This is a genomic window from Exiguobacterium chiriqhucha RW-2, from assembly GCF_000416965.1.
Taxonomy (GTDB): domain Bacteria; phylum Bacillota; class Bacilli; order Exiguobacteriales; family Exiguobacteriaceae; genus Exiguobacterium; species Exiguobacterium chiriqhucha.
Genome location: NZ_ATCL01000020.1, coordinates 752,548 through 772,089, shown reverse-complemented (window position 1 = coordinate 772,089; position 19,542 = coordinate 752,548). Strand labels below are relative to the sequence as shown.

23 protein-coding genes, 1 tRNA gene and 2 riboswitches are annotated in these 19,542 nt (G+C 53.3%); of the genes, 16 read left to right on the top strand and 8 right to left on the bottom strand.

Annotated elements, in window-relative coordinates:
- Positions 1-36: 36 nt before the first annotated feature.
- The 4 genes from M467_RS28085 to M467_RS28070 all read left to right on the top strand — a co-directional run bounded on the left by M467_RS28085 (position 37) and on the right by M467_RS28070 (position 4,081).
- On the top strand, positions 37-741 hold the full coding sequence (locus M467_RS28085; protein WP_021067542.1) for an SDR family NAD(P)-dependent oxidoreductase: 705 nt from the start codon (positions 37-39) through the stop codon (positions 739-741).
- Positions 742-853: 112 nt separating this feature from the next.
- Positions 854-1,708, top strand: coding sequence for an HD domain-containing protein (locus M467_RS28080; protein WP_021067541.1), 855 nt, complete (start codon positions 854-856; stop codon positions 1,706-1,708).
- Positions 1,709-1,915: 207 nt separating this feature from the next.
- The gene (locus M467_RS28075) at positions 1,916-2,917 is read left to right on the top strand and encodes a sodium:calcium antiporter (RefSeq protein ID WP_021067540.1); all 1,002 of its coding nucleotides are present in this window, start codon (positions 1,916-1,918) and stop codon (positions 2,915-2,917) included.
- Between the two features lie 102 nt (positions 2,918-3,019).
- A complete protein-coding gene (locus M467_RS28070; protein ID WP_021067539.1) occupies positions 3,020-4,081 on the top strand; it encodes a bifunctional glycosyltransferase family 2/GtrA family protein in 1,062 nt (353 codons plus the stop codon).
- A 43-nt stretch (positions 4,082-4,124) separates the two neighbouring features.
- On the opposite strand, the gene M467_RS28065 is transcribed toward M467_RS28070, so the two are convergent.
- From M467_RS28065 to M467_RS28055, 3 genes are all read right to left on the bottom strand, one after another.
- Positions 4,125-4,691: a 3'-5' exonuclease gene (locus M467_RS28065; RefSeq protein WP_021067538.1), complete on the bottom strand. Its 567-nt coding sequence runs from the start codon at positions 4,689-4,691 to the stop codon at positions 4,125-4,127.
- Between the two features lie 65 nt (positions 4,692-4,756).
- Positions 4,757-5,089, bottom strand: coding sequence for a four-helix bundle copper-binding protein (locus tag M467_RS28060; RefSeq protein WP_021067537.1), 333 nt, complete (start codon positions 5,087-5,089; stop codon positions 4,757-4,759).
- A gap of 113 nt (positions 5,090-5,202) precedes the next feature.
- Positions 5,203-5,275 (bottom strand) — tRNA-Ala (locus M467_RS28055).
- A 134-nt stretch (positions 5,276-5,409) separates the two neighbouring features.
- Between M467_RS28055 and M467_RS28050 the strand changes: the two genes are divergently transcribed.
- Entirely contained in the window at positions 5,410-6,273 is an 864-nt protein-coding gene (locus M467_RS28050) for a GRP family sugar transporter (RefSeq protein ID WP_021067536.1), read from the top strand.
- A gap of 29 nt (positions 6,274-6,302) precedes the next feature.
- Here M467_RS28050 and msrA read toward each other — a convergent pair whose 3' ends face one another.
- Together msrA and M467_RS31805 are read right to left on the bottom strand one after the other, a co-directional pair.
- Positions 6,303-6,815, bottom strand: coding sequence for a peptide-methionine (S)-S-oxide reductase MsrA (msrA, locus tag M467_RS28045; protein WP_021067535.1), 513 nt, complete (start codon positions 6,813-6,815; stop codon positions 6,303-6,305).
- Positions 6,816-6,879: 64 nt separating this feature from the next.
- Positions 6,880-6,981: riboswitch (SAM riboswitch) on the bottom strand.
- Between the two features lie 44 nt (positions 6,982-7,025).
- Positions 7,026-7,187: a hypothetical protein gene (locus M467_RS31805; RefSeq protein ID WP_021067534.1), complete on the bottom strand. Its 162-nt coding sequence runs from the start codon at positions 7,185-7,187 to the stop codon at positions 7,026-7,028.
- Between the two features lie 111 nt (positions 7,188-7,298).
- Between M467_RS31805 and M467_RS28035 the strand changes: the two genes are divergently transcribed.
- From M467_RS28035 to M467_RS27995, 9 genes are all read left to right on the top strand, one after another.
- Positions 7,299-8,702 (top strand): amidase family protein, encoded by a 1,404-nt coding sequence (locus M467_RS28035; RefSeq protein WP_021067533.1) that lies wholly within the window; start codon positions 7,299-7,301, stop codon positions 8,700-8,702.
- Positions 8,703-8,771: 69 nt separating this feature from the next.
- A complete protein-coding gene (gene rlmN, locus M467_RS28030; RefSeq protein ID WP_021067532.1) occupies positions 8,772-9,833 on the top strand; it encodes a dual-specificity RNA methyltransferase RlmN in 1,062 nt (353 codons plus the stop codon).
- A gap of 176 nt (positions 9,834-10,009) precedes the next feature.
- Entirely contained in the window at positions 10,010-10,891 is an 882-nt protein-coding gene (locus M467_RS28025; RefSeq protein WP_021067531.1) for an SMP-30/gluconolactonase/LRE family protein, read from the top strand.
- Between the two features lie 12 nt (positions 10,892-10,903).
- A complete protein-coding gene (locus M467_RS28020; RefSeq protein WP_021067530.1) occupies positions 10,904-11,167 on the top strand; it encodes a hypothetical protein in 264 nt (87 codons plus the stop codon).
- Positions 11,168-11,274: 107 nt separating this feature from the next.
- Positions 11,275-12,468, top strand: coding sequence for a GTP-binding protein (locus tag M467_RS28015; protein ID WP_021067529.1), 1,194 nt, complete (start codon positions 11,275-11,277; stop codon positions 12,466-12,468).
- A gap of 61 nt (positions 12,469-12,529) precedes the next feature.
- Positions 12,530-12,630, top strand: a riboswitch (TPP riboswitch).
- Between the two features lie 81 nt (positions 12,631-12,711).
- A complete protein-coding gene (locus M467_RS28010) occupies positions 12,712-13,305 on the top strand; it encodes a YkoF family thiamine/hydroxymethylpyrimidine-binding protein (protein WP_021067528.1) in 594 nt (197 codons plus the stop codon).
- Complete coding sequence (locus M467_RS28005) at positions 13,298-13,873, top strand: ECF transporter S component (RefSeq protein WP_021067527.1); 576 nt, start codon at positions 13,298-13,300, stop codon at positions 13,871-13,873. Before M467_RS28010 ends, M467_RS28005 begins: the two co-directional genes overlap by 8 nt.
- Entirely contained in the window at positions 13,866-15,194 is a 1,329-nt protein-coding gene (locus M467_RS28000) for an ABC transporter ATP-binding protein (protein WP_021067526.1), read from the top strand. The genes M467_RS28005 and M467_RS28000 overlap by 8 nt, the downstream gene beginning before the upstream one ends.
- Positions 15,194-15,928 carry an energy-coupling factor transporter transmembrane component T family protein gene (locus tag M467_RS27995; protein ID WP_021067525.1) on the top strand — a complete coding sequence of 245 codons (735 nt, stop codon included), beginning with the start codon at positions 15,194-15,196 and terminating at the stop codon, positions 15,926-15,928. Before M467_RS28000 ends, M467_RS27995 begins: the two co-directional genes overlap by 1 nt.
- Positions 15,929-15,943: 15 nt before the next feature.
- Here the strand turns inward: M467_RS27995 and M467_RS27990 are convergent, their stop codons facing one another.
- Complete coding sequence (locus tag M467_RS27990; RefSeq protein ID WP_021067524.1) at positions 15,944-16,531, bottom strand: DUF1643 domain-containing protein; 588 nt, start codon at positions 16,529-16,531, stop codon at positions 15,944-15,946.
- 34 nt (positions 16,532-16,565) lie between these two features.
- Positions 16,566-17,258: a lytic transglycosylase domain-containing protein gene (locus M467_RS27985; protein ID WP_021067523.1), complete on the bottom strand. Its 693-nt coding sequence runs from the start codon at positions 17,256-17,258 to the stop codon at positions 16,566-16,568.
- Between the two features lie 78 nt (positions 17,259-17,336).
- Between M467_RS27985 and M467_RS27980 the strand changes: the two genes are divergently transcribed.
- On the top strand, positions 17,337-18,035 hold the full coding sequence (locus M467_RS27980) for a CPBP family intramembrane glutamic endopeptidase (RefSeq protein WP_021067522.1): 699 nt from the start codon (positions 17,337-17,339) through the stop codon (positions 18,033-18,035).
- Here M467_RS27980 and M467_RS27975 read toward each other — a convergent pair.
- Positions 17,992-18,891 (bottom strand): alpha/beta hydrolase, encoded by a 900-nt coding sequence (locus tag M467_RS27975; protein ID WP_021067521.1) that lies wholly within the window; start codon positions 18,889-18,891, stop codon positions 17,992-17,994. The genes M467_RS27980 and M467_RS27975 overlap by 44 nt on opposite strands.
- 183 nt (positions 18,892-19,074) lie before the next feature.
- Between M467_RS27975 and M467_RS27970 the strand changes: the two genes are divergently transcribed.
- Positions 19,075-19,503: a hypothetical protein gene (locus M467_RS27970; protein WP_021067520.1), complete on the top strand. Its 429-nt coding sequence runs from the start codon at positions 19,075-19,077 to the stop codon at positions 19,501-19,503.
- Positions 19,504-19,542: the final 39 nt, after the last annotated feature.

The following is a 19,542-nucleotide window of genomic DNA, read 5'->3' as shown; positions in this document are numbered from 1 at the left end:
TGAATCCGGGTATGTGAGTGTGCAGGAGGGATGTATATGAATCAAGTTATGATTATCACTGGTGTCAGCCAAGGGATTGGATATGAATTGGCACGTCATTTCCGCGAGACGTATCACGTCATTGGACTCGACAAAGGCGACGATCCACAACTGGACGGAGTGACATTCCACGAAATGGATTTGGGTGACCATGAGGCGATTGCTCGCGTGTTCGACGACATTCAGCGTCAATTTGGTGTCGCTCATGTGCTCATCAATAACGGTGGGGTCTCCTCACTCGTCAAACCGATGGCTGAACTTGACGTCGAGACGTTCAAACAAGTCATTGACGTCAACCTTGTCGGGACGTTTGCTTGTGCCAAGGCGTTTCTAGCGTTGAACGAGGGAGCGGGATATGGGCGCATCATCAACCTGGCCTCGACGCGTTCACTTCAAAACGAACCCGATTGGGAAGCGTACGGCGCGTCAAAAGGTGGCATCGTATCATTGACCCAATCGATGGCGGTCTCGCTCGCGGAGCGTCCGATCACGGTGAATGCGGTCAGTCCGGGCTGGATTCACACCTCGGACGAGTCGCTCCGTGACGTTGACCATGCGCAACATCCGTCGGGCCGTGTCGGGAAACCGGACGATATCGTCCGTGCGGTCGCTTATTTGATTGATGAACAGAACGATTTCGTCAACGGGCATAACCTCGTCGTCGACGGCGGAATGACGAAAAAGATGATTTATGAGCCGTAATCGAAAGAAACAGGACCATTACCCTATGTTTTAATACATGATATGAGTAGATGGGACTAGTCACGGGTAAAGAATGGGGACGCTTTATGAACCCATCGAAGGAGGAATCGCCGTGCACCAGTTGATTGAAGAGGCACTCCGATTCGCGGCCGTCCGACACGACGGACAGTTTCGAAAAGGAACGAATATTCCATACTTGACCCATCCCGTCGCCGTGTCGATGTTGCTCGTCGAAGATCGGCAACCGATTCCGGTCATGGCGGCCGGGCTGCTCCATGATTTGCTCGAAGACACGTTGACGTCCCCTGAAGAAATCGAGGAACGGTTCGGAAGTGAAGTGAGACGACTCGTTGAAGCGGTGTCTGAACCCGGGAAGCATCTTTCGTGGGAGGAACGGAAACGGATGACGGTTCAGCATGTGCAGACGATGCAGTACGACGAAGTGGCGCTCTTGGCGGCGGACAAGCTACATAATCTTCGTTCGATACGACTCGACGTCGAGTCTGCCGGTAAACAAGTATGGGACCGTTTCAGACGTCCGCTCCGCGACCAGTCGTGGTATTATCACGAATTGCTCCAAGCGTTCAAACCGTTCAGTCAGACGACGACGCTCATCGAATCGTTCGAGACAGAGCTGAACCTATTGTTTTATGGCGTCGCCGACGAGCGGTTCGACAAACTCGGAAAACTGTTTGACGTCATTCAGCGAGGATTCCATGAAGAGGACTGGCTCCAAGAGACGTCGACGCTCTGTCAGACCGCCTATGAGATCCATGAGGCGATGCGTGAAGGCTATCGTCACGTCACGGACGTCAATCAACCGGAGCTTGACGGCCTGTCCGCTCAATTGAAAGAAGGAGGACTCTGGGAACCGTTGCCGCTCCCGATGCTTCAAGCGATTGAAGAACTGTCTTATCGGACGGCGATGCCAGTCGATGACGTCATTTCACATTTAAAGGTCAAATGATTGTCAAATGAGATGTAACGTGATATATTCGTCGTGAACATAAGAGGGGGAGTAGCGACCACAGCTGTGGTCGATGGGTCGTCATTACGGTGCAATGCACTCGGTCCATCGAGCTTCTTACCAAGTCCGCAAGACCTTTTTATGGATGCTTTTTCGGCGTCCATAAAAAGGTCTTTTTGAATTCACGAAAAGGGGAGATTTATTCAAATGGTATTTATTTATTTCATCTTGGCCGCTGCCATCACCGTGTATGCCGCCATGAAGCTCTCGACTTACGCCGACGTCATCAGTGAGAAATCGACGATGAGCGGCTTGCTCGTCGGGACAGTGCTGCTGGCGGGTGCGACATCGTTGCCGGAAGTGACGACGAGTGTCTCGGCTGTCTTGATTGACAACCCGGATATCGCCATCGGTAACATGCTCGGGTCGAACTTGTTCAACATCTTCATCTTGGCGATGTTCGACCTCTTCTATCGTCAGAAGCGCATGTTCAATGAAGCGAGTCGAGATCATCTCTATACAGCTGGTCTAGGTCTCATGTTGACACTCGTCACGATGATTGCCCTGATCGTGCGCATCGATTTCACGATTCTCGGCATCGGAATTGACGCCTTGTTGATTGCGGTATTGTATGGAGTCGGGATTTACTATATCGGAAAACGCCCGCAACAACCTGCCGTTGAGCGGGAAGCTGCACATGAGGCGGTTCAAGAAGTCGGTGCCAGTGCGACGAGTTCGATTACGGTCAAACGTGCGGTCGTCGGTTTCATCATCGCCGCACTCGTCATCATGGCGGCAGGGACGGCGCTATCTGTGTTAGGTGATCAAATCGCCGTCGTCACGGGTCTCGGTTCAAGCTTTGTCGGCAGTTTCTTGATTGCCGCGACGACTTCGCTTCCGGAGGCGGTATCGGTATTTGTCGCCTTGAAACTCCGTAACGTCAACTTGGCGTTCGGTTCGATTTTGGGAAGCAACATCTTCAACATGCTCATTATCGCCATGTCGGATATGTTTTACCGGGACGGTTCGATTTTGGCCGACGTATCGGCGTCTCACTTGGTTACAGCGATTGGGATTACCATCTTGTCGGTGCTCGTCATGTACACGCTCCTACGCAAAGACGTGACGTCAAAAGTGCGTTACATTTTGCCGTCAGTGCTCGTCGTGCTCGTCTACTTCGCTTCGTCTTACTTCATTTTTATCGGTTGATTTTACACGGTGTCCTTCGAGGCGCCGTGTTTTTTGTTTGTCACGGTTCGAGGAATCACTTTTCATCGTCTTGGGTATAGAAGGAGGGAAGGAGGGGTGGCGATGCAAATGCATTCTGTGGAACGTTTAGATGAGTATGTCGTCTTGATTCCAGCCTATAATCCGGATCAAGCGCTCGTCACACTTGTCCGCGAGCTGAAAGAGATTGGGTTTGTCCATGTCATCGTCGTGAACGATGGAAGTGTCGAGACGTCCCGGTCTGTGTTTGAAGAAGTCGGGAAGTGGGTGACGACCGTCCTTGTCCATGAACAAAATCAAGGCAAGGGTGCGGCGTTGAAGACGGGCATTCGTCACGTCGTCGAACAGTTTCCGGGCACGCACGGGGTCCTCACCGTCGATGCGGATGGGCAACACCTGCCGGAAGATGTCCGAAACTTGTATGAGGCAGGGATTCAGCGGCCGCATCATCTCGTCATGGGCTGCCGAGATTTTTCTGGTGCACACATCCCGTTTCGGAGCCGGTTCGGGAACCAGATGACACGTGGTGTCATGCTCGTCGGCAGCGGACTTCGGTTGAAAGACACTCAGACCGGTCTGCGGGCGGTCCCACTGCGCTATGCGGAACAGTTGCTTGATGTGCCCGGGAACCGCTATGAGTTCGAGATGAACATGTTGACGTTCACGAAACGTTGGCAAGTCCCGATTCAACAGATCCCGATTCAAACCGTGTATGTGGCCGAGAACGCCTCATCTCATTTTCGCCCGGTCATCGACTCGATTCTGATTTATCGCATGTTCTTAGCCTATTCGTTATCCTCGGTCGCCTCATTTTTATTAGATATCGGCGCCTATGCCTTATTCATCTTTTTATTGAATCCGTGGTTCGAGACGACCCATGTCTTGATTGCGACGGTATTGGCCCGCATCATCTCGTCCTTATTCAATTACGTGGTGAATCGAAAAGTCGTGTTCGACTCGAAAGCGAGACGGGCGATGCCGAAATACTTCGGTCTCGTCGGCTTGCAGATGGCGTTGTCGGCCGGTCTCGTCTATGTATTGTTCCTGTTGTTTCGGGACGGGGAAGTGTGGATTAAAGTGCTCGTCGACAGCCTTTTGTTCGTCGTCAGTTATTACGTCCAAAAAAGATGGATCTTTAAACGGTAACAGGCCAAGACGATTGTCTTGGCCTGTCTGGCATGCTTATGGGTCAATAGGCGAGCTTCCCGAGCTTGACCGATGTATAGCGGTGCAGTTCACGCGGGTCATGAATCCCGGTCTTCTGCATCATATCGCGCATAAGCAACGCGCAGACGCGGGCATCTTCAGCCGCATCGTGATGGATGAACGGGACGTTCAAATATTCCGCCATCGTGTTCAGCTTGTGATTCGGCAGTCCAGGATACAGTTTTCGCGACAGCTTGACGGTACAGCCGTACTCGATCGTCGGAAACGTATATAAATCATATTTGGCGATCGCTTTCTTGAAAGCGCCCATATCGAATGAGGCGTTGTGCGCCATGACGAGGTCGACATCCCGCAGCGTCGGATAGAGCTGTTCAAGCACCTCGGGTAAGGCTGGGGCGTCCCAGACGTCGCTCGGCCGGATGCCGTGGACGCGGATATTGCCTGCGTCAAAGTCTTCTTCTGGATTGACGAGTAGTTGGTTCGTCTCGATGATTTCACCGTCGACGAGTAGGCTCCAGCCGACAGAGCAGATGCTGCGACTATCGCGGTTGGCCGTCTCGACGTCGATGGCAAGAATTGAATATGACATAATCGGTCCCTTTCTCATAAAACAAGTATAAAAAAAGTCTAACATATCGTTAGACTAAAAAGCGATTATGCGGCCACGAGGTTGCGACACGCCTCGGCACAGCGGAGACACGCTTCGGAACAACGTTGGCAATGGTCATGCAAATGGCGGCCACATTCGACGGCGCACGTGTCGCACACCTGGGCGCAGAGTGCAGCAATCGGTTTGGTGAAAGCCGAATCGGTCTCGAGAGCGTTCAAGGCGAGCGCACACACTTCCGAACATTCTTTCGTCAGCCGGATACACTCGGCGACCATCAATAAATCCTCTTCTTGTAAACATTTTGAGAAACAGTGATTGCTTGCCCGCATACAGTCGATGACGGCTAAAATGGTCTCTTCGACAGAGGCACGATCCATAGTAAGTCCCCCTTAGAATAATGATGTCTTACAATCATTACCCGCTACCAGGTGACTTAAACCGGGCGGAGACGCAAAAAAGTCACCCCTCAAATGAGTGGTGACTTCCATAATGGAGCATAGCGGGCTCGAACCGCTGACCTCCACGCTGCCAGCGTGGCGCTCTCCCAGCTGAGCTAATGCCCCGTTCGAAAATTATTATATCATCCTAGTAAAACATTTGGCAATGGGTATTTTTAAATTTTTTTGAACAAAGTTTAATCGGGCGTAAACGTGGGAAAATCATGGGTAATGTTATTCTACGAAAGCAGGTGTTATCTATGGAAATGATTTTACTCGCACTCTTACCTGCCTTGATGTGGGGGAGTATCCCACTCATCGTCTCGAAAGTCGGCGGCAAGCCGATTCAACAGTTAATCGGGACGACGATTGGGGCGATGGTGATGGCGGTCATCATCGCACTCGTCTTCAATCCGGAGTTCACGACGCTCGCAATCGTGACCGGCTTCATATCTGGTGTGTTCTGGGCACTCGGGCAATATTTACAGTTCCAGTCGTTCCAAATTTTAAGTGTATCGAAAGCGATGCCGATCAGCACCGGGATGCAACTCGTCGGGACGTCGTTGTTCGGGGTCATCGTGCTCGGCGATTGGAAGACGACGACCGAGTTGTGGCTCGGCTTTTCTGCGCTCGTGTTGATTATCATCGGGGCGGCACTGACGTCATACCAACAACAAAAAGATGGCGATAGCAGCGGCGCCTTGAAGAAAGGTTTGCTCGTCCTGCTCGTGTCGAGTATCGGTTATGTGACGTATGCCGTCCTGACGAACTATTTCGAGGTCGACGGCATCACGGCCATCTTGCCGCAATCGGTCGGGATGTTCATCGCGGCGCTATTGTTCAGCCTGCGTGAGAAAGATGTGAAGAAGTTCGACCCGAAGACGTTCAAAAACATTTTGGCCGGTCTCGCTTGGGGGATCGGGAACTTCGGGCTGTTCGTGTCAAGCGGTGAGGTCGGCATCGCGACGTCGTTCGCCTTGTCCCAATTGAACGTCGTCGTGGCGACGCTCGGCGGGATTTATCTATTGAAAGAAGAGAAGACGACGAAAGAACGGGTCTTCGTCTTTATGGGAATCGGGCTCATCGTCGTGGCCGGATTCATGCTCGGGATTGCCAAGAGCTAAAAAGACGGGTCAGACGACCCGTCTTTTGTTTACCAGGCTTGCTCGATGAATGCGTCGCGCCCAGATTTCTTCCGGTCCTCTTTATAGTGGGCCGGATTTTTTTTATGGAAGTCTTGATGATATTCCTCGGCCGGATAGAACGTGTCGGCCGGTAGAATCTTCGTGACAATCGGCTGTTTGAAGCGTCCGCTCGCCGCGAGCGCGTCGCGACTCTGTTCTGCTTTCACGCGTTGGTCTTCCGTATGATAGAAGATGGCCGGCGCATATTGGCTGCCGCGGTCTTGGAACTGGCCGCCGTCATCGGTCGGGTCGGTTTGAATCCAATATAGTTCGAGCAGTCGTTCATAAGCGAATAGCGTCGGGTCGAACGTGATCTCGACGACCTCATAGTGTCCCGTCGTCCCTGTTTTCACTTGTTCATACGTCGGGTCATCGACGTGACCTCCCGTATAACCGGATACGATTGACTCGATGCCAGGTTGTTCCTCGAACGGCGTCACCATGCACCAAAAACAGCCGCCTGCGAATGTTGCTTTTTCCATTAGTAATTCCCCCTCGATCAATTTCCAAAAAAAAAGCGCTCATGTCATCGACATGAGCGCTCTGTCATATCGGCCAAGGCAAACTGCCTTGCTGGAAGTAGCACCTTGCCGAAGCAGGTTGCTGTGAAGTCATAGAGCCAGGTCTCTCGTTCACTCGAGATATCGATATGTAGTTGGTGAGAGCATCATACCATCAGATTTGAAGCGGCGTCAACGGTTTGGTTTGCGTCGAAGTTGAAACAAGGTAGCGCCGAGAATCAAGATGACGAGGACGATGGAGAGCGGTAGCGTATACGGAGCGTCCCCGGCATATAGCTGTAAGAAGAACAAGGCAAAGACGGACAATAAGACGAGAACGTACGAACGGTTCATAGTAACCTCCCTTTTCTTTCAGTGTACCAAGTTACATATTCGTTGGCGAACGAAAACAGGAAATCATGTGGCGATAGCGAATACCATCGAGTGACCAAAGGAGGAATCTATATGACTGAACCAAACACATGTTTCGAACTCGATATCGAGACCGCCCATCGCGGATATAAAGAAGGAACGTTCACGGCGCGTGACGTGACGGCCTATTATTTGACTCGAATCGCCCAGTTGAACGATAAGCTGAGAGCGGTCATTCAAGTGAACCCGGACGCCTTGTTCGAGGCCGAGGCGGCGGATCGCGCCTATCAACGAGGTGAGCGATTACCGTTGCTCGGCATCCCGGTGCTGATCAAAGACAATGTTGAGACGGCGGGATTGATGAAGACGACGGCCGGGGCCGTCGCCCTCGCGCATCACTTCGCCGGCCGGGACGCCCATCTCGTCCAAAGCTTGCGCGCGAGCGGGGCCATCATCCTCGGGAAAGCGAACTTGTCCGAATGGGCCAACTTTTTGACCGAGGGCATGCCGAACGGCTGGAGTGGGGTCGGTGGCCAGACGCTCAATCCATATGGGGACAAGCTCGATGTCGGAGGGTCGAGTTCAGGTTCGGCGTCAGCGGTCGCGGCCAACTTGACGTTGCTTGCCGTCGGCAGCGAGACGAGCGGCTCGATTATTCACCCGAGCGTCCATAACGGAATCGTTGGCATCAAACCGACCGTCGGGTTGATTAGCCGCAGCGGCATCATCCCGATCTCCCGGTCGCAAGACACGGCCGGCCCGATGGCACGGACACTCCGGGATGCGGTGCTCGCCCTTGAGGCGATGGTTGGGGAAGATCCAGCTGACCCAGCGACGACGCATCTTCCGGCCGGTCCGCCTTACCGGACTTGTCTTGATGAGCGGCAAGCAGTCGGGATGCGTGTCGGCGTCGTCAAGACCGATCTGTCGGAAGAAGAGCAGGTGCTCTACGACGAAGCGATCGCATTGCTGAAACAGAGCGGCATCGAGATCGTCACCGTCGAACTGCCGACGAAAGCAGGGCTCGACCAAGGGGATATCCTGTACCATGAGTTCAAGCTCGGAATCGAGGCGTATCTCGCCTCGACGACGCTCCCGTATGAGACGTTGTCGGATTTGATTAACTGGAACAACAGTCATCCGGAGACGATTCCGCATGGACAGAAGACGTTCGAGAAAGCGAACGAACAATCGGGCCGCTTGATTGAGGACGCCTATTTGACGCGCCGCCTCGACGACGTCTATCACGCCAAGACAGACGGCATCGACCGATTGTTGGCCGAGCAGGAACTTCATGCGCTCGTCTTGCCGCATGACCACAATTATGACATGGCGGCGAAAGCCGGCCATCCGACCGTCACGATCCCGTATCGCTTGAAGGCGAGCGGGGCCCCGTTCGGTCTATCGTTCACCGGGACGAGCTATGCCGAACGCGACTTGATTCGTCTCGCCTATGCGTTCGAGCGTCACGTGACACGTCCCGTTCCACCGTTATAAGAACGTTGCACCGGTCGTCCACGTCCGCTACAATGGTACGTATGCGGATTGAAGAAAGGACAGATAGCAATGAAACCATCTATATACGGGCTGACATTCGATCAGCTGACGGAAGCGTGCGTCTCTTGGGGATACAGCGCCTTCCACGCTAGACAAATCTGGGACTCGCTCTATATCGACCGAGTCAAGCACATCGAGGACATCTCGGTACGGGCCGAGGTACGTGAGGCGCTCGCCGCCGAATACGTCATCTCGACGCAAGACCTGTTCGTCAAACAAGAAGCGGGCGACGGGACGGTCAAATTTTTACTTAAATTGCATGACGGACACTATATCGAGACGGTGCTCATGCGTCACAAATACGGACGTTCGGTCTGTGTGACGACGCAAGTCGGCTGCAACATCGGCTGTAGCTTCTGTGCGAGCGGCCTCTTGAAGAAGACGCGTGATTTGACGGCCGGCGAAGTCGTCGAACAGATCATGACCGTGCAACATTACTTGGACGAGGTCGGGGAAGGTGCCCGCGTCAGTCATATCGTCGTCATGGGAATCGGGGAACCGTTCGATAACTTCGATAACTTGGTCGATTTCCTCCGTGTCGTCAAAGACGAGCGCGGACTCGCCATCGCACCGCGTAAAATCAACGTGTCGACGAGCGGTCTCGCCGACAAGATTTACAAATTCGCGGACCTCGATCTTCGCATCAATTTGGCGCTGTCACTCCACGCCCCGAACGATGCGTTGCGGACGCAAATCATGAAAATCAACCGGGCGTTCCCGCTCGACAAGCTCATGCCGGCCATCCGTTATTACGTCGAGAAGACGAACAAACGCATCACGTTCGAATATATTCTCTTATCGAAAGTGAACGATTTGCCGGAGCACGCCGAGGAACTCGCCGACTTGATTGACGATATTAAAGACAAGTCATACGTCAACTTGATTCCGTACAATCCGGTCAACGAGCATATTCAGTATGAGCGGAGCACGTCTGAGGACATCATGGCGTTTTATGACGTCTTGAAGAAGCGGGGCATCAATACCGGTGTCCGTCTCGAGCACGGGACTGATATCGATGCGGCCTGTGGCCAGTTGCGCAGCAAGCATATGAATGTCGAAGGCGCAAAATGACAGGGACTCCTTGAATCTCATGATTCAAGGAGTTTTTTTGTCTTCTGCCCTAGAAGGATGCCGGCCCGGTTCAATATTTTTCTTCCGAGCGGTTGCTATTTTGGGAAATGTTGAATAGAGAGTGCCCCCTCAGGGAATAGTCACTTGAAATCAATGTAGAGAGTGGAGGCAATTCAATGGAGACAGTAAACGCTGCGTTATGGATTCGAGTTCGAAATACGCTTGGGGAAGGCCCTTGTTGGGATGCGGAACTGAAACGCTTCTATTGGGTCGATATCGAGGGACATACACTTTGGTGGTACGATGAGAAAGAAGATGAGCTGTCGTCGTTCGATATGGGACAACAGATCGGGTTCGCGGTCCCGAAAGTGACGGACGGCGTCGTCGTCGGCTTGAAAGACGGGATTTATGAGTGGGACGAGACGTCAAAAGAGCTCGATAAAATCGTCGAACTCGACGACCCAGAAGGAAAGCTCCGCTTCAATGACGGGAAAGCCGACCCGTACGGCCGCATCTTCGCCGGCACGCTCCATCTTGAAGACGAGGCGGAACAAGCGACGCTATACCGGTTGAATCGCGACGGCACGACCGAGGTCATGTTGAGCGAGTTGACATTATCGAACGGACTGACATGGTCACCCGACCATTCGACGTTCTATCATATCGATACACCGACCGAGACGGTCCGTAAATACGCCTTTGACTTGAAGACGGGGACGCTCGGCGAAGGGGAGGCCATCATCGATTTCACCGTCGAGGAAGGATTCCCGGACGGCATGACGTCCGATGAGGAAGGGTTCTTATGGATTGCACACTTTGCCGGCGGCCGCGTCTCGCGCTGGAACCCGGAGACGGGTGAAAAAGTGCTCGAGGTGCTCGTGCCGGCCCCGAACGTCACATCGTGTTGTTTTGTCGGCGACGAATTGAACCAACTCGCCATCACGACGGCTCGTGAAGGGATGGATGACGAGGCGCTCAAAGCCCATCCGGACGCAGGGTCGGTTTTTAAAATCGATACAGACGTGAAAGGGATGCCGCTCTATCGGTTTGGACGATAAGGAGGTAAAGAGATGGTGAAGCGATTGCTCGTTCGTGCAGGCATCGGTTTGGCACTCGCGGCAGTGGCCCGGGTCGGGATTCAAAAACTATTGGATGCGAACCGGGAAGACGACCACACGTATTTGAATCCGCGCTGGGATGAGGCCCCGAGTGTCGATGCCGATAAGGATGAGGATGAGGTCGGTCTGACGCAGCTCGATTCGATTTATCGGGCAGAGTGGCAGGCGAACACGTATCCCCGCTCCGAGGCGGAACGCAAGGCGTTGGAAGAATAGGGAAAGGAACACGTCCGGGAACGGGCGTGTTTTTTTTTTTCTTGACAAGACAATGGTGACCCGTCATTATCTAAAAAGTAATGATTACGATTTAGGAGTGGGGATACATGAAACGAATTCCAATCACGGTGCTGTCTGGTTATTTAGGGAGCGGCAAGACGACGTTGATGAATCATCTGTTGAACAATCGGTCCGGCAAGAAATATGCGGTCATCGTCAACGACATGAGCGAGTTGAACATCGACGAACGATTGATCGAGCAGAACGGCTTCTCGCGGACGGACGAAAAATTGGTCGAGCTATCGAACGGCTGCATCTGTTGCACGCTACGTGAGGACCTGCTCGAAGCGGTGCAGGAGATCACGAACGACCGTGAGCTCGACGGGATTATCATCGAGTCATCTGGCATCTCAGAACCGATTCCGGTCGCCCAAACGTTTACATACGCCGATGACGCCCTTGGCATCGACTTGACGAGCCGTGTCTATATCGATGCGATGGTGACGGTCGTCGATGCGTATCGGTTCTTGAAAGATTTCAACTCGGGCGAGTCGCTCCATGAACGCAAGCAGGCCATCGATGAGACGGACGTCCGCGAAGTCGTCGACCTGCTCGTCGACCAAATCGAGTTCGCGGACATCATCGTCTTGAACAAGGCGGACCGCGTGACCGAGACGGAACTCGGTGAGATGGCCGGGCTGTTGAAGGCGCTCAATCCAACCGCCAAACTGTTGACGTCAGTTTACGCGAACGTGGAATTGACCGAGCTGTTGGACGTCAATCTGTTCGATTTCGAGCAGGCGATGCACGCCGCCGGCTGGATTCAAGAACTAGAGGCCGAGACACACACACCAGAGACGGAGGAATACGGCATCAGTTCGTTCGTCTATCGCCGCCGCCGTCCGTTTCATCCGGAGCGGCTCCACGCCTGGATTGAGGCGTTCCCGGATCAAGTCGTCCGCGCCAAAGGTTTCTTATGGATCGCCTCCCGAAACGACATCGCCTGCCTGTTCTCGCAAGCGGGGTACGCATCGACGCTCGAACACGCGGGACGTTGGCTCGCGACGCTGCCGGAGGAAGAGCGGAGTCTCATGTTCACGGCAGAACCTGAGCTCGCCTCCGACTACGTCGAGCCGTACGGGGACCGTCAGACGGAGCTCGTCTTGATCGGGCAGCGGATGGAGCGTTCGGTCATCGAGGCCGGACTCGACGCGTGTCTGTTGACGGATGAGGAGATGGCGCTCGATTGGACGACGTTGCAGGACACGCTTCCGGGGAACGGTATCGTGACTTTCACATAAACCGTTTACAAATTCGGAGCGGTCGTCTATACTTCTCGTTGCATAGATAACCGCATACATTGGACTACACTAGGGGTGCTTCGGCTGAGATGTGAGCATGGCTCCAATCCCTTATGACTCGATCCGGGTAATACCGGCGTGAGGAAGTGTGGCACTTTTTCTAATGGATTTTTACATTGGACGAGTGGCCGCATTCTCATGGATGCGGCTTTTTTGTGTACATACAATAAGGGGGAATAGAACATGAACAACCAATGTGGTACGAGTCCGATTGTCGGATTCCGCTTTACGCTGAGCCCAATGACATCTGATTTTGTGAGTGTCATCAAAGGGGCATTGAAAGAGACGAACTTGCAAAACGTTTGGCGGCATACCGATGACGTCTCGACGGTCATCCGGGGACGCAGTGAGCATGTGTTCGACGTGGCCAAAGCCGTCTTGTCACATGCAACGAAGACCGGGGAACATGTGTCGATGAGCGGGACGTTCTCGGTCGGGTGCCCAGGCGACACGGCAGGAGACAATCTGCTCGACGTGACGACTGATCCTGTGAACGGTCCGGTATCGACCCAGTACGTCTCTTCCCAGTTCGCCCTCTATCCGCTCGGGGACGCGAAGTATATGGACATCATCTACGAAGAAATTGCGTTTGCGAAAGAGCGTGGCGTCTTCAATGACTCGATGCATTACGCCTCGGGCATTCACGGCGACATCGAACCGGTGTTTTCATTTTACGAGGCGACGTTCGACCGGGTCCGTGCGAAGACGAGCCACGTCGTCATGACGGTGACGTTCAGCGTGAACAGCCCGTCACACGAGGGACGTAACGATGCTTAAGTCGTGGAAGTTAAAAGAAATCGTCTTGTTGGCCATTTTATCGGTCGTATTCGCTGTCGTCTATTTGGCGTTCGTCCATGTCGGGAATCTATGGGCAGGCTTGATTGGACCAATCGCGTACGAATGGATTTTTGGGATTTGGTTCATCGTCTCGATTATTGCGGCTTATATCATCCGCCGACCTGGCGCAGCATTTTTGTCAGAAGTGCTTGCGGCGACGATTGAGATGATGATTGGTAACGCGATTGGACCTCGTATTATTTTAGTCGGGATCATTCAAGGACTTGGTGCTGAAGCGGCGTTTGCGGTCACGGGCTACAAGCGATATGACCTTTGGGTGCTCATGCTGGCCGGATTTGGTGCAGCTGCGACGAGTTTCGCGTATACGTATGTCATGGGTGGACTCGTTGCCCTCAGTCCGACATACGTGGCGACGATGTTCGCGTTACGTGCGACAAGCGGGATGCTCATTGCCGGTCTCGGAGGTAAGATTTTGAGCGACTTGTTGCTTCGTACGGGTGCGCTCGAAGGGTATTCCCTCGCGCGTAAGGGACGAGTACATGGTTGAGGCAGAACAGCTGGCGTTCCGCTATCCGGACAAACAGCGCGAAGTATTGACAGACATCACGCTTCAATTAACGGCTGGGAGGACGCTCATCACAGGGGCGAGCGGATCGGGAAAGTCGACATTGTTCTCTTTGATGAATCGTCTGTACCCGGATAACTGCGATGGCATCGTGACAGGCAGATTACATTTGTTTGACCGCTCTTACGACACGTATGCAGCTGGTGAGGTGAATCGTCGTGTTGGAACGGTGTTTCAAGATCCTGACAGTCAATTCGTCATGCAGACGGTCGAGGAGGAATTGATTTTCACACTTGAAAATTTTGCCGTGGCGAGGGACGAGATGATGGCGCGTGTGGCCACGATTTTAGCGGAATTGCAGTTGACCGATTATCGTGACCGAGTCATTCATGACCTGTCAGGTGGTGAAAAGCAACAAATCGCTGTCGCCTGTGCTTTGATCGGGAAGCCGGAATGGCTACTACTCGATGAGCCGCTCGCGCACCTTGATCCCGAAACCTCAACCCGTTTCGTTCAGTGGCTCGACAACGTCGCACAGACGGTAAACGTTGTCGTCATCGAACATCGACCCTTCCTATGGGGCGGGTTCTTCGATAGAGAAGTGGAGCTCGTGAACGGACGCATCAACTATGACGGACCGTTCGTTGCCCGCCCGGATTATACGTTCTCTCCGGTTAAGGTGACACAAGGAAATACTATTTTATTTCACGTACCGCATTTGAAACGAATAACATTCAAACTAGCAGCGAGCGAGCTGACCGTCGCCGAGGGTGATCTCATTGCCGTACTTGGTCGAAACGGCAGTGGCAAATCGACTTGGCTCAAGAGCCTTGCCCGCGAACATCAAGAAGTCGGACTCGTCCCACAATCTCCGGCTCATCTATTTATCACGAGTGATGTGACACGTGAACTCGCATATGGCCATGATCGTCCGATTGAGGACATCATGAACCGGCTCGGGCTTGGACCGTTTCGTAACGACCATCCACTCTCGCTTAGTCACGGTCAAAAACGAAGGCTCGCCATCGGGGTGATGATGCTCTCGAATAAACTTCTCATCGCTTTCGATGAACCAACTGCTGGACAGGATGAGATATCGCTTCGTGCGCTCTATGAATTAATAGTTGAACGAACCCGCGCCGGCCAGACTGTTCTGTTTGTGACGCACGACCTTAGTTTCGCCAGAATCGCGAACACATATTACTTGATGCGTGAAGGTTACTTGAGTGGGCCATATGATGCATCGCTCTGGAATGAGACAGAGCTACTACAAGCTCACGGTTTATTGCTGGAGGAATCGTGATGACGTTTCATGAGATGAACCCGACGATTAAATTTCTGACCGTCACGTTGCTCATGTTCGGTCTCGCCTTTATGTACAATCCATGGACGCCGCTTGCTGTATTCATCGGAACGCTTATACTTCAAATTCTCTTTTCTAACGTGAACTGGAAACGCTGGGGGCTGTTCATGATTCCGTTTTTATTCACCGCGCTCGGGACATTGTGGACGACGCTCGTCTTTGGAAAAGAGGCGGGCGGGGAGGTCATGTTCACTCTGTTCGGCAAAGACTTGACCGTCGAAAATGTGATGCTAGCATCGACGCTCTCCTTACGGGTATTAGCATTCACCGCGTTGTCGCTCCTGTTCACATTGACGACGGATCCCAAACGGTTCGTCTACAGCTTGATGCAACAAGGGAAGTTGTCACCTAAAATCGCTTACAGTGTCTTCGTCGGCTTTCGTTTCTTTCCGATTTTGAAGCGTGAACTGATGCAACTGTATGAAACGCACGCATTACGGGGCGTACCGTTAGAGTCACGACTTGATTATATCCGTCACGTTCCGAGTTTAATCATCCCGCTTCTTGCAGGATCGATCCGGCAAGCGGAACGCATCGCGTTCTCGATGGAGGCACGCGGGTTTACGGGCGAACCACGAGCGACGTATGAAGTCGTCGCCATCACTCGATACGACTTTCTGTTGGCGTCGATCTTGATTGTATTGTTCGGAGTGAGCGTATGGATTGGCATATAAACGAAACAAGACGACTCACTCGGAGTCGTCTTGTTTCGTTTCTTTCACGATTCTAAACTTCGGTTTGACCGATTCGTTATTGAACGCCTCGAGCACAGTGTTCTCATTGGCCATACGAATCTGTTGCGGCTCGCCTTTGGACGTTGTGCCGATACAGAACATATGGGCCTCATGGTCGGCGAACAGTGTCTTATACGGAGTCGCATGGTGCATCAAGCGTCCTGGAGAGCCCCAGCCGACGATGATCATCCCGCCGGTCGCCTCAACCTCGTCGAGCGTTTCCTCCACGTAATGAAAGTTGACCTCGTCAAGCTGAGACTCGACGTAAGGCAGATTGTCATTGATGGCAAGCGTCGGGACGAGACTGATAACGCGCATCTCACGAATTGGTTGATCGAGATGGTTACGCATGAGCATATACGCCCGCTGCGTGGTCGTGCCGGACAAGAAGGCATCGCTCATCCGGGGCGAGTAGATGATGACGGCACAGATGACGCCGTCGACGACATCGGTGAATTCGTACGTTCGCATATATCGTTTCGTCTTGTCCTCATTGAAGACCGACTTGACGCGAATCGTCACTTCCTCGATATGGGTGTTCATAATGTTTCCTCACTTTTGCTCAAATAGTGCCAGGTCAGACCCAGCCAGCGAACCATTCCAAATAGCGGATCGTATAGCGGGCGACTTGTTGCGTCGCCGACGCCTTGTCATCCGGTAAATAGGATACATCGGTTTGATATGACTCATAAAACGACATCACATCGTTGACATACTGCTCACTTCGGTTGTACTCGAAGATGGCGTTCCGAATCGAGTCCGTCGAATCTGCCGTCGTCCCACCGTGCTCGCTCAAATAATAAGCGGCCGCATGGGCCGAATCGACGAGACTGTGCGGGTCGGCTTGGCCGTCATTGTTGCCGTCCCGTCCGAGACCGCCATACTGTTCGATGAGGGCGAGGTCTGTCAAATCGACCTCATCCTCGGGTACGTCTCCTTTTTGGTCGTCGGTGTCGTACTGCCAACCGAGCCACGTCCGCGGCATGAATTGGAACGGACCGATCGCCCCGACCGATGAACGCATCGATGAGCTATGAGAGAAAATCGTCTCGACGCGATGTACCGCGGCGAGGAGTCGCCAATCGACGTCATAGGTCGCCGCCGCATCCTCATAAACGTCACGATGGACGGCGGGGATGCCATGATCCCCGTAATAGGCCCGGTAAAGGGCGTTGTTCACTTTATCATGTTGACCAAACCAGCCGATTGCGCCGAGGCACAGCACGATCACAAGCAAGAGACCGGTCAGTCGCAAAATCAATCGTTTCAAGATTCCGCCTCCTAGCTTTCTAGACAATACCCGAATAGTGTAGCATATAGCTAACAGGAAGGACAGGAGTGGATATCCATGCTCGAACAGGCCGTCTTTACCATCATTCTCGTGTATTTATTGATTGTCCAATTGTTCAACGCCCGGTTGATGAAACCGATGATTGAAACGCTCGGACGAAGCCGCGTGTACGATCAGACCATCAAATCGGCGTGGGGGCTCTGTTTGCTGTTGCTCGCCCTCGTCTTTTTGTTCCAGGTCCCGCCTGAAGCGGTCGGGCTCGGCTTCGCCCCGACCGAGGGGAATTTGCGCGCCTGGCAGTTCTTCTTTTTGACGAGCGTCCTCATCTCCGCATTGATCGCGTTCTATCTGCTCGTGAAAACGTCTCCGGGTTTGCGGCGCCGGTTACGGCCATATTATGAGCTCGAGATTGAACGGTTGCTGTTGCCTCAGACGATTCAGGAGGCGAGAGCGTGGGGCGCCGTGTCTTGGACGGCTGGAGTGACCGAAGAGTTCATCTTCCGTGGCGTGCTGCTCTACACGGTCACATTGTGGGTGGACGTCTCGCCCCCGATGCTCGCCCTGATTGGCGGAACGTTATTCGGGTTGGCCCACGCTTATCAAGGTGTCCGAGGCATCCTCGTGACCGGTCTCGTCGGGTGGGGGCTCGGTTATTTATATGTGGCGATGGGTATCCTCTGGCCGGTGATGGTCGTTCATGCCTTGCTCGATCTTATTGCTGGACCGATTCACGTCGTCGATTCAGAAACTGACTGACGGCCGCCTCATACGCGGGCTGGTCTTTCAAAATACAGTTCGTATGTTCCGCGCCGTGGATGAGGGCAATCTCATTTTTGCGGTTGAGCGCATTCATCTCGACGGACATCCAGGTAGGGACGAAATCATCCTCTGTCCCATGGATGAACAAGACCGGCACATCGATTGCCGCGAGCGCTCGTTTCGGTCGGACTTGGTGCATCCGGAATCCGGCTCGCGTCCAAAGGAAGTAATTGATTCCCGGCAACAACAAATCACCAGGCAGTCGGTGTAAGACGTTCAACTGATGGCGCATGAGTTGTCTCATGTCATCGAACGGGCACTCGGCAATCAAAAAATCGACATCTGTCAATGGACCGGCCTGTAAAATCGAGGCGGCGCCCATCGACACGCCATGCAGCCCGACTTCGGAGACGGACTCATTAACCCGCAACCAGTCGACCCAATCTACGATGTCATGTTTCTCATGATAGCCGTACGAGGCGTACACGCCCTCGGATTCGCCGTGGGACCGTAAATCGACGGCGAGCAGATTGTAGCCGAGGCGATGGAACATCGCCAAATGCGGGGCCATGAAGCTGTGGGATGCCGTGTAGCCGTGCACGAAGACGATCCACTTCGATGAGCCTTCGTTTCGGTAGACACGACCATAGAGGCGGTAGCCGTCCTGCGAGCGGAGCGAGACGTGCTCGAACGGCACGTCGTGATAAAAGGATTGATCTTCCTTCGTGTAGGGGGCCAATAGCATCTCGGGAGTCTTGCGTTTCCCTCGTGTCATGCGTTTGAACGCATAGTAGCTGATGGCATAATAGCCAGTGAATAATGTTGCGAGTCCAACCTTCCATCTCTTCTGCATATGAACCGCTCCTTTCCCCATTATTGTACCCGAAAACACGTTCCCAATTCACGCGCCATATGAGTCATGGTATGTTTTCAATGACAGAACGCCAGGGCTTATGTGTGATAAGGCGAATTGTGCCGAATAGAGTTGCCACATATGATGGTAGCGAATAGTCACCAAGTGGGAGGATATGAACCGATGGAGCGACAGGCGATGTATCAATTTTTAGAGGCATGTTTGATGGGACAGACGGATTATACGACGACTGACGGGGTGACGTTTTATCGCGCTCCGACGAGCGGGGAACGTCAGCATGCGATCGTGTTGGACGTGTTGATTGACCGCTATTTATCTCGGCCTGAGCAGACAATCGAACTATCGGTCCCCGACATCGCCGTTTCCATCGACGTATCGGCCGATGAGATCGTCCGGTCCGTGCTCGCACTCGCCCGCATCACTCTCGTCTCGCAACATATCGAGGAGAGATTGATTCGTGTCGTCTCGGCGGGCATCGATGAAGCGGGTCGATTGACGCTCGTCATCGGTTTCAACGCTTGGCTGACGCATCATTTGGTCCATCTATCGGGCGAGTGGGTCGAGCTGCCGGCTCGCGTGCACGCCATGTGACAAACCTTGAACCACAAAAAGGGAAGGCCGCGACCGACG